This is a genomic window from Pelagibacterium xiamenense (genome assembly GCF_021166475.1).
Classification (GTDB): domain Bacteria; phylum Pseudomonadota; class Alphaproteobacteria; order Rhizobiales; family Devosiaceae; genus Pelagibacterium; species Pelagibacterium xiamenense.
The window spans coordinates 80784-94537 of the sequence record NZ_JAJOYS010000003.1; the positions used below are offsets into that span (position 1 = coordinate 80784).

Annotated in this window: 12 protein-coding genes and 1 tRNA gene; 6 read left to right on the forward strand and 7 right to left on the reverse strand. The window is 63.5% G+C overall.

Going from position 1 to position 13754, the window contains the following annotated elements; all coding sequences use genetic code 11:
- Positions 1 to 191: 191 nt before the first annotated feature.
- Genes LSG43_RS13070 through LSG43_RS13080 form a run of 3 tightly spaced genes read left to right on the forward strand, consistent with a single transcriptional unit; the run spans position 192 to position 2759 of the window.
- On the forward strand, positions 192 to 1682 hold the full coding sequence (locus LSG43_RS13070; protein ID WP_231804898.1) for a leucyl aminopeptidase: 1491 nt from the start codon (positions 192 to 194) through the stop codon (positions 1680 to 1682).
- A gap of 9 nt (positions 1683 to 1691) precedes the next feature.
- Entirely contained in the window at positions 1692 to 2141 is a 450-nt protein-coding gene (locus LSG43_RS13075; RefSeq protein ID WP_231804900.1) for a DNA polymerase III subunit chi, read from the forward strand.
- Between the two features lie 3 nt (positions 2142 to 2144).
- On the forward strand, positions 2145 to 2759 hold the full coding sequence (locus LSG43_RS13080) for a YitT family protein (protein ID WP_231804902.1): 615 nt from the start codon (positions 2145 to 2147) through the stop codon (positions 2757 to 2759).
- On the opposite strand, the gene LSG43_RS13085 is transcribed toward LSG43_RS13080, so the two are convergent.
- The 4 genes from LSG43_RS13085 to LSG43_RS13100 form a co-directional block, all read right to left on the reverse strand.
- Entirely contained in the window at positions 2756 to 3178 is a 423-nt protein-coding gene (locus LSG43_RS13085; RefSeq protein ID WP_231804904.1) for a cupin domain-containing protein, read from the reverse strand. The two genes, LSG43_RS13080 and LSG43_RS13085, sit on opposite strands and share 4 nt — an antisense overlap.
- A gap of 21 nt (positions 3179 to 3199) precedes the next feature.
- On the reverse strand, positions 3200 to 4069 hold the full coding sequence (locus LSG43_RS13090) for a DUF4344 domain-containing metallopeptidase (RefSeq protein WP_231804906.1): 870 nt from the start codon (positions 4067 to 4069) through the stop codon (positions 3200 to 3202).
- Between the two features lie 81 nt (positions 4070 to 4150).
- A tRNA-Ala gene (locus LSG43_RS13095) sits at positions 4151 to 4224 on the reverse strand.
- 65 nt (positions 4225 to 4289) lie between these two features.
- Complete coding sequence (locus tag LSG43_RS13100; protein ID WP_231804909.1) at positions 4290 to 6179, reverse strand: ABC-F family ATP-binding cassette domain-containing protein; 1890 nt, start codon at positions 6177 to 6179, stop codon at positions 4290 to 4292.
- A 168-nt stretch (positions 6180 to 6347) separates the two neighbouring features.
- On the opposite strand from LSG43_RS13100, the gene ndk reads away from it, so the two are divergent.
- Entirely contained in the window at positions 6348 to 6770 is a 423-nt protein-coding gene (gene ndk / locus LSG43_RS13105; protein ID WP_231804911.1) for a nucleoside-diphosphate kinase, read from the forward strand.
- Between the two features lie 144 nt (positions 6771 to 6914).
- On the opposite strand, the gene LSG43_RS13110 is transcribed toward ndk, so the two are convergent.
- From LSG43_RS13110 to LSG43_RS13120, 3 genes are all read right to left on the reverse strand, one after another.
- Positions 6915 to 8954 (reverse strand): heavy metal translocating P-type ATPase, encoded by a 2040-nt coding sequence (locus tag LSG43_RS13110; protein ID WP_231804913.1) that lies wholly within the window; start codon positions 8952 to 8954, stop codon positions 6915 to 6917.
- Between the two features lie 167 nt (positions 8955 to 9121).
- On the reverse strand, positions 9122 to 9523 hold the full coding sequence (locus LSG43_RS13115) for a GFA family protein (RefSeq protein WP_231804915.1): 402 nt from the start codon (positions 9521 to 9523) through the stop codon (positions 9122 to 9124).
- A gap of 50 nt (positions 9524 to 9573) precedes the next feature.
- Positions 9574 to 10860: a glycosyltransferase gene (locus LSG43_RS13120; RefSeq protein ID WP_231804917.1), complete on the reverse strand. Its 1287-nt coding sequence runs from the start codon at positions 10858 to 10860 to the stop codon at positions 9574 to 9576.
- A gap of 155 nt (positions 10861 to 11015) precedes the next feature.
- On the opposite strand from LSG43_RS13120, the gene argC reads away from it, so the two are divergent.
- Both argC and LSG43_RS13130 read left to right on the forward strand, forming a co-directional pair.
- Positions 11016 to 12068, forward strand: coding sequence for an N-acetyl-gamma-glutamyl-phosphate reductase (argC, locus tag LSG43_RS13125; RefSeq protein ID WP_231804919.1), 1053 nt, complete (start codon positions 11016 to 11018; stop codon positions 12066 to 12068).
- Positions 12069 to 12300: 232 nt separating this feature from the next.
- Entirely contained in the window at positions 12301 to 13515 is a 1215-nt protein-coding gene (locus LSG43_RS13130; protein ID WP_231804921.1) for an LL-diaminopimelate aminotransferase, read from the forward strand.
- The last annotated feature ends 239 nt before the right edge of the window (positions 13516 to 13754 follow it).

Here is a 13754-nt window from a genome sequence, read left to right on the forward strand (position 1 = left end):
GTTCAAACTGCGACAAGGCTCACGCAGGTCCGTTTCCGTTGCGATTCGATCACAGCCAGCCTCGGCAACGGGCATATTTATGTTGAGAACGGCGTCGGACGGGGCCCGGCCGCGATTGACCTGGCGCGGTTGGCGGCTGATGCTGATGCGCCGATCCCGGCACGTTGATCCCATTGAGTAAAGCCTTCGCCATGTCCCACGAACTCTTCCTCGCGTTTTCCAAGCTGCCTCCGGCGGAGACGGCCACCCTCGTCATTTATGTCGCGCAGGATGGCGCCCCCGAGGGTGAGGCGAAAGCCGTTTGGGAGAAGACCGGCCAGGACTTCGCGAAGATTGCAAAAAGCGTGGGCTTTACCGGCAAGCCCGGCCACATGATCGACCTTGTCGCCCCCTCCGGCCTTGCCTGCGAGCGCCTCATCGTACTCGGTCGCGGCAAGGACGGGGCGCTTGATAAGCCATCGGCCTGGGCCGACCGCGGTGGCTCGCTCATGGCCAAGCTCGAGGCGACGCACGCCAGAGCGGTCGCCGTAATTCTCGATGAGCCCGGCCTCGATCCGCGCCGCGTCGCCGAACTCGCCGCCGGCGCGCGCCTGCGGCGCTACCGCTTTGACAAATACCGCACGTCTCGACCCGAGAACGGCCCCGAGCAGATGAGCGTCACGTTTTGCCTCAAGGACGTCGCCGGTCTCGACGTCGCGGTGGCCGACAGGATGGCCGTTGTCGAAGGCACGCTCATGGCCCGTACGCTCGTCAACGAGCCCGCCAACGTCCTTGGGCCCGTAGAATTCGCCGGCATCGCCAACAGGCTCTCGGACATCGGCGTCACCGTCGAAATCCTCACCCCCGACGATATGGCCGACCGCGGCATGGGCGCGCTTCTCGCCGTCGCCCAGGGGTCCGAGCGCCCCGCGCGTCTGGTGGTCATGCAATGGCACGGGGCAGGGCGGGACGATGCGCCGCTCGCCTTCATCGGCAAGGGCGTGGTCTTCGATACCGGCGGGGTGTCGATCAAGCCTGCGGCCAACATGGAAGAGATGAAGGGCGATATGGGCGGCGCTGCTGCCGTCACCGGGCTCATGAAGACGCTCGCCCTGCGCAAGGCGAAAGTGAACGCCGTGGGGGTCATCGGCCTTGTCGAGAACATGGCCGACGGCCGCTCTTACCGCCCCGGCGACATCGTCACCGCCATGTCGGGCAAGACCATCGAGATCGTCAACACCGATGCCGAAGGCCGGCTCGTGCTCGCGGACGCACTCTGGTACACGCAGGACCGTTTCCGCCCGCGTCTGATGATCGATCTCGCCACGCTCACCGGCGCTGCGCTCGTTGCGCTTGGGCACGACAATGCCGCCCTCTTTTGCGAGGACGACGCGATCACCAACGCGCTCCTTGCCGCCGGGCACGAGACCGGCGAAGGCCTTTGGCGCATGCCGTTCGGGCCCGGATACGAAAAGCTGATCGAAAGCCGGTTCGCCGACATCAAGAATTCCGGCGGCCGCAAGGCCGGCTCGATCACCGCCGCGCATTTCCTGCGCCATTTCGCCAACGGCGTGCCCTGGGCCCACATCGACATCGCCGGCACCGCCTTCGGCGCGTCGCCAAGCGAAACCAACACATCCTGGGCCACCGGTTACGGCGTCGCGGTTCTCGACCGGTTCATCCGCGATCACCACGAGCGCTAGGGTGGGGGCATGACCGAATTGCTCTTTTACCACCTCGAGACCCGGCCGCTGGAATCCGTCCTCCCCGCGCTCCTGGAAAAGACGCTCCAGCGCGGCTGGCGGGCGGTCGTCGAGGTGGGCAGCACCGAGCGCCTCGAAGCCCTTGACGCGGCGCTGTGGACCTATTCGGACGATAGCTTCCTGCCACACGGGGTGGCGAGCGGGTCGGAAAAGGACGCGCTGCAGCCGATCCTTCTCTCCCACGACGATACCAACCCCAACAGCGCCCACGTCCGCTTCTTCGTCGACCGGGCAACGCCGCGGCCTGCCGAGGGCTACGAGCGCTTCGTCTATATGTTCAACGGCCACGACCCCGACGCCGTCGCCGAGGCCCGCAGCGTCTGGCGCGATCTGAGGGAAAGTCACGATCTGACCTACTGGCAGCAGGAAGCCAGCGGTCGCTGGGTGAAGAAGGCGTAGCGCGTGAGCCAGCAAACGAACCCAGTCAGGCATACGCTGCAGGAGGATGTGCTCGCCATCCTGTTGGGCACGTTCTTTGTCGGTCTGGGCGTCACCTTCTATTCCGAGGCCCAACTCGCCACCGGCAGCACGGCTGGCCTGGCGCTCCTTGTTCAATACGCGACGGGGCTCCCGTTCGGCGTGGTCTTTTTCGTCGTCAATCTGCCATTCTATATCCTCGCCTTCACCCGCATGGGCTGGCCGTTCACGCTCAAGACCTTCGTCGCGGTGGGACTGGTTTCGGTCTATCCGGCGCTCATGCCCGGCTGGCTCGACATTTCGGGCATAGACCCCATTTTCGCCGCCATCGGCGGAGGCGCACTTATCGGCATGGGAATTCTCGCCATGTTCCGCCACCGCGCGAGCCTGGGCGGCGTCAACATTCTCGCCCTCTATCTCCAGGACAATCACAAGATCCCGGCAGGGTATTTTCAGTTCGTCGTCGACTTCTGCATTCTCGCAGCCGCCTTTTTCATCCTGCCCTTCGATCGCGTGGTGCTATCGATCGTCGGCGCCTTCACCCTGAGCCTCGTGATCATCCTCAATCACAAGCCCGGCCGCTATATGGGGTTCAGCTAGGAGCGCGGCGCCCAGCCCTCCGGCGCCATCTCGAATCCTGCGAATTCGAAGCCCGGCGCAACGGTGCACCCGACCAGCGTCCACGCGCCGAGGCTCTGCGCGCTCTGCCAGTAATGCCGGGGAACGATGACCTGAGGGCGTTGCCCGCCGCCAAGATCCATCCCCAGCACGTGCCGCTCGGCCGGTCCGGATTCGCCCGCAAGGGAGATCGCCAGCGGTGCGCCGCCGTAATAGTGCCAGACCTCCACCGCATCGACGCGATGCCAGGCGGAAATCTCGCCTTCCGCGAGCAGATAATAGATGGCGGTTGAATGCGCGCGCCCGTTGGCTGGCTCGGGATCCCTGAAGGTCTCCCCGAACCATCCGCCCTCCGGATGCCGTTCGAGGCCAAGCAGGTCGATCACCTCTTGCGCGGTCATGGACGAAAACTCTGCCAGGGGTCAGTTCTCCTCGCGCGTCGTGAGCTTTTCGAGCTTGAGGTCTCTCATCATCGCGAAATGCTCGCGCAGCGGCATGATCTCCTCGATGAACATCGAATAAAAGGAATCGGCCCATTCGTAGCACAGGATCACCCGCCGCTCATCAGGCACATAGAACGCGTTGACCTCGCCGCAGACTTCGGCGGTCAGCCGCACGGGCCGAGGGAGCACGTAGTTCTTGGTGATCCAGTCCGCCGCCTCCTCGAGCACGCGTGCCTCGCGCAGGACCGACGCGATTTCGCCATACGTCCGGCCGTCCGAGCGGTATTCGACAACGATATCGGCGCCGAAAATGTCCTTGCGCGTATGCGGGGTCAGCACCTGCCGCCAGCCGTACTCCGCGACCCGGTGATCCTCCTCGCAGCTCTTCTGCCTGTCGATCGGCATCCCGATCCGTGTCGCATAGCTCGAATAGACATCGTAGTCGCTCCCCACCATCAGGCAGGCGATTGCGTAGGAACGCTGGATGTCGAGGCTGTGCATGCCGTAGAAATCGGCATTGGTATATCCGCGAACCGGCCGGGTTTTCTCCGAAAAGAGCCACCCGTCGACCGTATCGGCAAGGATCGCGTGAGCGGTATCCCGTTCCTCTTCGAGGATGATCAGCGTCGCCATCGTATCGACGGCGTCCTCCTCGCGTCCGAGCACGGGCAGGTTCAGCTGGTCGACGAACAGATGCCCGATTTCGTGCAAAAGCACGTGCCGGCTGTTGTTGAGCGTGAATTCGATTGCCGCGTTGCGTTGCGCGTTGGTGAGCTCCTGCGCAACACCGCCGCCCAAAGACGCCAGGCCCGTCAGCCCGGCCAGTATCAAACTCGCAACCGTGCGCATGCGCCCCGCTCACATCGGCCAATCACTTTGAAAAAGAAAAGCCCATATACCGCCAGGGCGTCAACTCCCGGGGAGGGTGATTGGAGGCCAGACCTGGACTTGAACCAGGATAAACGAGCTTGCACACCCGTCGCGTAACATTCCGCCATCTGGCCGCGCTTCGAGCTTAATCACGAAACCGTGAGCGGCAAGTTAAATAGGGCGAAACGGAGCGCTATGGTTACCGAATTTCCGCACCTGTGGATTGCGCCTCCTCGTAGGCGGCGCTTTTCTCAAGCCAGCGCTCCTCGAGTTCGCCAATAATCGCCTCGAGTTTCGACTTGTCGATGCCAAGCGCAATGGCCCGATCCGGGTCGCCGGTATAGAGCTTGGGGTCCGCAAGCTCGGCATCGATCGCATCGAGATCCTTGCGCTTCCATTCAAGTTTCTGCTCGATCCCCTTGATTTCCTTGCGCAACGGCGCAAGCTCCGCCCGCCGGGCCGCCGCTTCCTGCCGCTCGCGCTTGCGCTCGGACGCCGAACCGCCGCCGCCGGAGGACCCGTTCCCTGAATTGCCGACGAGGCTCTTCTGGTAGCCGTCGAGGTCGTCCTCATAAACCGAGATCGTCCCGCCCTCCGCAATCCACAGCCTGTCGCAGGTCGCTTCAACCAGATGCCGGTCGTGCGAGATGATCAGCACGGCGCCCTGGTATTCGTTGAGCGCGTGCACAAGAGCGTCGCGGCTGTCGATATCGAGGTGGTTCGTCGGCTCGTCGAGGATCAGCATGCCCGGCCCGTTGAACGTGATGAGCCCCATCAGGAGCCGCGCCCTCTCGCCACCTGAAAGATCTTTCGCCTTGGTGTCCATCCGCGAGGTCGAAAGCCCCATCTGCGCCACGCGCGACCGCCGCTTGGCCTCGGACTCCTGCGGCATCAGATCGATGACATGCTCATAGGGCGTCTGGTCGGGCTTCAATTTGTCGAGCTGGTGCTGCGCAAAGAACGCGACATCGAGCGTCTTCGCCTTCTGCATCCGCCCGTCCATAGGCTTGAGATCCCCAGCGATCAGCTTGGCAAAGGTCGACTTGCCGTTACCGTTGACGCCGATAAGCGCAATCCGGTCGTCCGGGTCGATCCGGTTGGTGATCCCCCTGAGCACCGCCGTCTCGCCATACCCCACCGCCACATTGTCGAACGTGATCATCGGCGTTGCGGGCGGCTTTTGCGGCTGCTGGAAGCTGAACGGGGCCGCATATTCGTCGAACAGCGCCTCGGGCGGCCGCAACTTCGAAATCGCCTTCAGGCGGCTTTGTGCCTGCTTGGCCTTGTTCGCCTTGTAGCGGAACCGGTCGACATATTTCTGCATGTGCTCGATCTGGGCGAGCGTCTTTTCGCGCGCCTTGTTGTTGAGCTCCATCTGCATCCGGCGCGTTTCCTCGAACGTGTCGTAGGCGCCCTTATAGAAGGTGAGTTTGCCGCGCTCGAGATGGACGATCGAATCCACGGCCTTGTTCAGAAGGTCCCGGTCGTGGCTGATCATGAAAACCGTATAGGGATAGGTGGCCAGGTACTTCTCGAGCCACAGCGTTCCTTCGAGATCGAGATAGTTCGTCGGCTCGTCGAGCAGCAACAGGTCGGGCTTGGTAAAGAGCACGCCCGCGAGCGAAATCCGCATCCGCCAGCCGCCCGAAAGCTCCTTGCACGGCGCATGCTGCTTTTCGAGCGAAAACCCGAGCCCCCGCAAAACCGCGCTCGCCCGCGCCTCTGCGGTATGCGCGTCAATATCGGCGAGCCGGGTGTGAATGTCCGCGATCCGGTGCGGGTCGGACGCCGTCTCGGCCTCTTCAAGCAGCGCCGTGCGCTCGGTATCGGCGGAAAGCACCATATCGAGCACGCTCATTTCCGAGGCCGGCGCCTCCTGCGCCACCGCGCCGATGCGCGCGCGCTTGTGCACTTCGATCGTCCCCTGCTCGGGCGCCAGCTGCTTCTGGATAAGCCCGAACAGCGTCGTCTTGCCCGAACCGTTCTTGCCCACAAACCCGGCCTTCGCGCCCGTCGGCAGCGTCACCGAGGCACCTTCGAAAAGGGGGCGGCCCTGAATCTTGTAGTGGAGATCGGTAATCGTAAGCATGGGACAGAACGCAAAGGAAAGGGCAGGGCGGCTTCTCGTGCGCCGCATCCCCGCGACATAAGGCGGCACGGGCACTTTGGCAACACTCGCGTGTCTTGCAACCGCCAAAGAGGAAAGCTAAAAGGCGCCACTTTCCGTTTATCGCCAACTCCAAGGACAAGAAGCCCCATGGCCATCCAGCGCACCTTCTCCATCATCAAGCCCGACGCTACCGCCCGCAACCTGACCGGCAAGATCATTGCCAAGTTCGAAGACGCCGGCCTCCGCGTCGTTGCGAGCAAGCGCATCCGCATGACCCGCGAACAGGCCGAGGGCTTCTACGCGGTCCACAAGGAACGCCCCTTCTTCGGCGAGCTCGTCGATTTCATGATCTCCGGTCCGGTCGTCGTGCAGGTCCTCGAGGGTGAAGACGCCGTCGCCAAGAACCGCGAAGTCATGGGCGCCACCAACCCCGCCGAAGCCGCCCCGGGCACCATCCGCAAGGAATTCGCCCTCTCGATCGGCGAAAACTCCGTCCACGGCTCGGACGCTCCGGAAACCGCTGCCGAAGAGATCAAGTTCTTCTTCTCGGACGACGAGATTGTGGGGTGAGTGCCGACCGCGCTTAACGCGGTCAAATCGCTCCGGCGGAGCGAATTGAGGCACGAACGCGCGAGCCTGCGGCGAGCGCCGGGAAATGCCCGTCAGATGCACAAAGCCAGAGCCGCCCTTTCGGGGGCGGCCTTTTCGTTCGGATCAGCGCAGACGCGTACGTCGCAGAAGCTGCGCATTTATCGCAACGATCACGGTACTTGCGGACATGAGTATCGCGCCGAAGGCGGGCGCCAGCAATATGCCCGCCCAGTAAAGGATGCCCGCTGCCACGGGTATGGCGACAACATTGTAGCCTGCCGCCCACCAGAGGTTCTGGACCATCTTGCGATAGGTCGCGTGGCTGAGCGTGACGATGCCGGCGACATCGCGCGGATCGGATCTGACGAGAACGATATCGCCGGCCTCCACCGCGACATCGGTACCGGCGCCGATTGCGATGCCGACATCGGCCGTCAGCAGGGCAGGAGCATCGTTAACGCCGTCCCCGACCATGGCGACGCGCTTGCCCTCGGACTGCAACTGCTTGATCTTGTCGACCTTTTCCCCTGGAAGAACCTGGGCGAAGACCGTGACGATGCCAAGCTCGCGGGCGACCGCCGCCGCAACGGATTCGGAATCGCCGGTCAGGATCGCGACTTCGAGGCCGGCCGCGTGCAGCGTCTTTACGGCTTGGGCCGATTCCGGGCGGACCGCGTCGGCGATGGCAAATACGGCCGAGACATCGGTCCCCTCGATCAGGTAGATCGCGGCCTGACCGTTCGCGCCGAACCGCTCGGCGGCGTCCTGCAGGGCGCCCGGAACCGTCAGTTTCAGCTCTCGGATCAGGGCCGGCCCGCCGACCTTCAGCGCTTTGCCATCCACCCGCGCCTGGACGCCATGGCCGGGCAGCGCTTCAAAATCTTCCGCCTTGGCGATCGTATCTCCGGCCTCCTGCGCGCTCTTGACCAACGCCCGCGCGATGGGGTGTTCGGAATCCTGTTCCACGGATGCGGCGAGACGAACCGCTTCTGCGGCATTGCCGCCGCCCACGGTGACGGTGTCCACCACCCTGTGTTCGCCCAGGGTCAGCGTGCCGGTCTTGTCGAAAACCACCACATCGAGGTTGCGGGCCTCCTCCAGCCCCCGCCGGTCGCGCACAAGCAGTCCGTTTTGTGCAGCAAGCGTGGTCGAGATCGCCGTCACCAGAGGGACAGCCAGCCCGAGGGCGTGCGGGCACGCGATGACGAGCACCGCGACGACCCGCGTTATGGTGAAATCGACGCTCTGTCCGAGCACGAGCCATACGACGAGCGTAATGAGGCCTGCCGTAACGGCAGCGATCGTGAGGAGAAATGCAGCCCGGTCCGCCAGCACCTGCGCGCGCGAGCGCGACGTCTGGGCTTCCGCTACCAGCCGCATAATGCCCGCCAGAGCCGTATCGTCGCCGGTGCCGGTAACCCGGACGCGCAGCGAGCCCTGGCCGTTCACCGTCCCTGCGATGACGGTGTCGGCCTCATGCTTGTCCACGGGCTTCGATTCGCCGGTAATCATGGATTCGTTGACGGCGCTTTTGCCGCTCTCGACCACGCCATCCGCCGGTACCGAAGCGCCTGGCCGCACCAGAACGATGTCGTCGGGCCGTAGTTGATCGACCTGGATTTCTTCGGTCCCGCCGCCCGGCGTCACCCGTAGCGCGATGTCGGGCATCAGCTTTGCGAGCGCGTTGAGCGCACCCTGGGCCTGCGCAATCGAGCGCATCTCGATCCAGTGCCCGAGCAGCATGATCGTGACCAGCGTAGACAACTCCCACCAAAGGGGGTGTCCGGGCAGCCCGAAAAACACCGCCAGGCTGTAGACGAAGGCAACCGTGATGGCCAGCGAGATGAGGGTCATCATTCCCGGCAAACGGGCGGCAAGCTCGCCCCGGGCACTCTTGAGGAAAACCCATCCGCCATAGAAGAAGACGACCGTGCCCAAAACCGGGGGGATGAGCATTGAGCCCGGAAATTCCGGAGCCGCATACCCGAACCACGCCTGGATCATGGGGTCCCAGACAATGACCGGCACCGCGAGCAAGAGAGTGCGCCAGAACCTGTCTCGGAACATCGCAACGCTGTGCCCGGCGTGCTTGTCGTGGCCCGCCGCCTGCCCAGGGTGGCCCCCGGCGCCGTGCTTCTCATGCTGATGTGCCGAGTGATCCATTGTGTTCCCCCGTCAGCTTTGAGATGACCCCGCGTTGCAGGAGCATTGTCCTGTCTCGGGTGCGAAAGGTCAAACGCTTGGGCTCGTAGGCCATTGGCAAATCGGCACCAGCGAGGGATTTGATCGACCGGACGAGGCGTTGATCAACGCTCCCTGGAGCGGCGGTGTTATTGACGGCTGATCACCTTGCCCGGCATGTCGGGAAGCCAGGGCAGCCTGGAACGATGCCAGAACTGGCGCTTGGGGTGCAGTTCGCCGCGTTGTTTGAGTGCGCCGACCCTGATCCCGAAGGTCCGTGCCTCGCCCTCAGCCGCGGTGGCATAAAGAGGCGTCCCGCAGGCGCCGCAAAAGGCCTGAATCCGCCGCGCGCCGCTTTCGGCGGTCTTGACGTAGAGTGTCGGCTCTCCCGAGATCAGATGGAAATCGGCCTCCGGCGTGGGCGCAACAACCCGAAACGCGGTTCCCGATAGCGTCTGGCAGTCGGAACAGTGGCAGATGCGGACGCGTTCGGGATCGATCTCCGCCTGGAACGTCACCGCGCCGCAATGGCATGAACCTTCGACCTTCATCGGGCAGTCCTTCCGCTCGTGCCGTGCGGAACGTCGCCAGCCGATACGGTCTAGGCCCGCTTCCGCTCGCTCCGGCTCCTGTAATTCGCCATGACGCGCTCGATCACCTTGATCGCGTTTCCCGCGCCGTCTTCGGCGCGCAACTCGGCACCGAGCTTTTCGGCGTTCCGCGCGTAATCCGCATTGGTGTTGAGGTCGTGCAGCGCGTCGGCGAGAATCGCCGGCGTCAGCTTGCGCCGGCGCACGGGCTTGGGCCCGCACCCGAGTTCATAGACCCGGCGCCCCCAATAGGGCTGATCGACCATTTGCGGCACGACGAAGGTCGGGCGCCCAAGGTGCAGCCCCGCCGCGGTCGTGCCTGCGCCGCCATGGTGCACCACGCCCTTGACGTATTTGAAAAGCTGGTCGTGCGGCGCCCGGTCGATCACATAGACATGCTCGGGCGAAAGGTCGTCCGGCTTGATCCCGCCCCAGCCGCGCCCCACGACCACGCGCCCGCCCCACAGCTCGACGGCTTCGCGCAGAATGTCCGTGTTCCGGTCCGCCCCGAAGGGCATGGACCCGAAACCCACATAGATCGGCTTTTCGCCCTTGGCGAGGAATGCCTTGAAGTCGTCCGACGGCTCCCACCCGGTATTGTCGGGCAGCATCCAATAGCCCGTTACCACCGAGGTTTTCGGCCAGTCGCGCGGGCGTGGCGAGACGAGTTCGGAATAGGCGTTCAACGTCCACAGCGGCGTGCCGTCGGTGTCCTTGAAGAACCCGCCGTTCTTGCGCGGCTCGAGCCCCATGAGCTCGCGCCGCAGCTTGTTGCGCGGCAGATTGTAGTAGATCTGCTGCACCGTCATCGTCGAATAGGTGAGCTTGTTGATCGTGCGCCCGAACGTCGGCCCGTAATAGATGCACAGGGGGAATTCGCTGGTCGAATTGAGCGGCTGCAGCGCCGCAACGATGGGGGGGATATCGAGCGCTTCGGCGATATCGATCGTGAAGCTCGTGTTCATGTTCAAAACGATGCAGTCCGCGCCCTGGCACATGTCCCAGGCTTCGCGTGCCGCGCGGTCGACGATTCGCTGGCCCTGCCGCAAAAGTCCCGGCGCGTTGACAAGAAGACTCTTGTTCATCGCCTTGTCGAACTGGGCCTGCTTGACGAATTCCTGCATCGAGGAGCCGAGGCTCCAGAACTCGATGCCGTACCCCGTGATCATCGCCTCGAAATCGTCGGTCGTCCCCAGAACCACCGAATATCCGCGCTCCTTGAGCGCGCGCGCGAGTGCGACATAGGGCTGAATGTCACCTTGCGTGCCCAGTGTGGCCATCGCAATGCGCTTGTTCATCGATACCTCACAACACCATCCATGCGGGACAGAAATCCTCGACCGTGTCGATCCCCATCGGCGCACAGAGAGCCATTTACATTGCCGTGGCGCGGCAGTAAGACGGCCCCTCGCAGTTGTTTCATTTACACAATCCCGACATGAGGGCAAGTCAGATGCAATCGCCAAAAAGAGCGGCGCTTCTCGGTGCTTCCGGATATACCGGAGCCGATTTGCTGCGCCTTGGCGTACGGCATCCCGGCCTTGAGTTCGTGGTGCTCACGGCCAACACCCACGCGGGCAAACCCATGTCGGCGGTCTTTCCGCACCTTGCACATGCCGGGCTTCCCGACCTCGTCGCCAACGAGGACGTGGATTTCGCCGATATCGACGTTGTGTTCTGCGGCCTCCCGCATGGCACCTCTCAGGCGCTCGTTTCGTCGATTATAGCGCAAAACGCCAATATCCGTATTATCGATATGGGGGCGGACTTCCGGTTCCGCAATCCCGCTGATTATGCAACGGTTTACGGCGCCGAGCACGTTGCCCCCGATCTCCAGAAGGTGACGGCCTACGGCCTCACCGAGCATAATCGCGATGCGATTCGCGCAGCGAGCATTATCGCGTGCCCGGGCTGTTACCCCACCGCTGCGCTCCTCTCGCTCCTGCCGCTCGTCAAATCCGGCGCCATCCGCACCGAGGATCTGATCATCGACGCCAAATCCGGCGTTTCGGGCGCGGGCAGGGGGCTCAAGCAAAATACGCTCATGGCGGAGGCCGGCGAAAGCCTCACGCCCTACGGCGTCGGCACCCACCGCCACGCACCCGAGATCGAGCAGGAAATCGGCCTCGCCGCGGGCGCGAAGGTCGCGGTCAACTTCACCCCGCACCTCATTCCCATGAGCCGGGGCGAACTGGTCACGGCCCACGTCAAGCTCGGCACCGCCAAAAACGCTGATGATCTGCGCGACGCGCTGCGTGAGGCCTATGCCGGTGAACCGTTTATCCACATCGCCGACAAGGGCGTCATTCCCTCGACCGGCCACGTGCGCGGCTCGAACCACGTCGTTATTAACGCCTTCGACGACCGTATCCCCGGCCGCGCCATCATCATCGGCACGCTCGACAACCTCGTGAAGGGCAGCGCCGGTCAGGCCCTGCAGAACTTCAACGTCGCCTTCGGGTTCGACGAGGCAACCGCTATCGAGGCTCTGCCGCTCTTTCCATGACGGAAAGCGGGGCAGGGCCGGTAAAGACCACGGGCAGCAGGCGCCCGACCTTCGGCGCATTGCCCCGTTTAAACTTTCGATACCATAATGACACACAATGCCCTTTAAGCGCGGCGACCACACTTGTGCCGCAGCTGGGGGCTAGACGGCGTTGCCAGGAAAAGTGGAAACCGGTTTTCCGGTTAGGGAACGCCGCAAGAACCCGGGCCGATGTTGGCCCAACGAGGATAGTATGAGCGAAGAATTTCATCGCATCCGCCGCCTGCCGCCCTATGTGTTCGAGCACATCAACCCGATCAAGGCCAAGGCGCGCGCCGACGGGGTCGACATCATCGATCTGGGCATGGGCAATCCCGACTTGCCCACTCCCGAGCACATCGTCGAAAAGCTCAAGGAAACGGTCAAGAACCCGCGCACCCACCGCTATTCGACCTCCCGCGGCATTCCCGGGCTCCGCAAGGCCCAGGCCTCCTATTACGGCCGCCGCTTCGGGGTAAAGCTCAACCCCGACACCCAGGTCGTCGCGACCCTCGGGTCCAAGGAAGGCTTTGCCAATATGGCCCAGGCCATCACCGCTCCCGGTGACGTGGTGCTGGTGCCCAACCCGACCTACCCGATCCATTCTTTCGGCTTCATCATGTCCGGCGGCGTCGTCCGCTCGATGCCCGCCGATCCCAATGAGGATTTCCTGCGCTCGCTCGATCGCGCCGTGCGCCATTCGATCCCCAAGCCGATCGCGCTCATCCTCAACTACCCGGCCAACCCCACGGCCTATGTGGCGAGCCTCGACTTCTACAAGGAAGTCGTCGATTACTGCCGCGCCAACGACATTTTCATCCTCTCCGATCTGGCCTACGCCGAGATCTATTTCGAGGACGAACCGCCCCATTCGATCTTCGAGGTTCCCGGCGCGATGGATGTCGCCGTCGAGTTCACCTCCATGTCGAAAACCTTCTCCATGCCCGGTTGGCGCATGGGCTTCGCGGTCGGAAACGAGCGCCTCATCGCCGCGCTGGCGCGCGTCAAGTCATACCTCGACTACGGCGCCTTCACCCCCATCCAGGTCGCAGCCGCCGCTGCCCTCAACGGCGACGACAGCTGCATCGAGGACGTCCGCTCGATTTACAGGCACCGCCGCGACGTGATGGTCGAAAGCTTCGCTCGCGCCGGCTGGCATATTCCGTCCCCGGCCGCCACCATGTTCGCCTGGGCCCCGATCCCCGATCAGTTCGCGCAGCTGGGGTCGCTCGAATTCGCAAAGCTCCTCATCAGTGAGACCGGCGTCGCCGTCGCGCCGGGCGTGGGCTTCGGTGAATATGGCGACCAGTACGTCCGGCTCGCCTTCGTCGAGAACGACCAGCGCATCCGTCAGGCCGCGCGCGCGATCAAGAAGTTCATGGGCGGCGGCGCCACCCACGGCAACGTGGTTTCGTTCCAGTCCAAATAGGGGCAACCCTATCGATGCGCGACGATGGTCATCGTGGGCATCACGATGGTCTCATCCTCGCCATCGATCGTCCCGCGCAGGCTTGACCGATAGGCTAAATCCTATAGTGGTGCACGCACCCTGAAAATCAGTCCCGCGTGCACCATGAACGATCTGGCCAGTTTCAAGCAGTCCGTCGAAGCCTTCATCGCCAATTACGGCTGGACTCCCACCCGCTTCGGGCGTGAAATCGCCGGCGA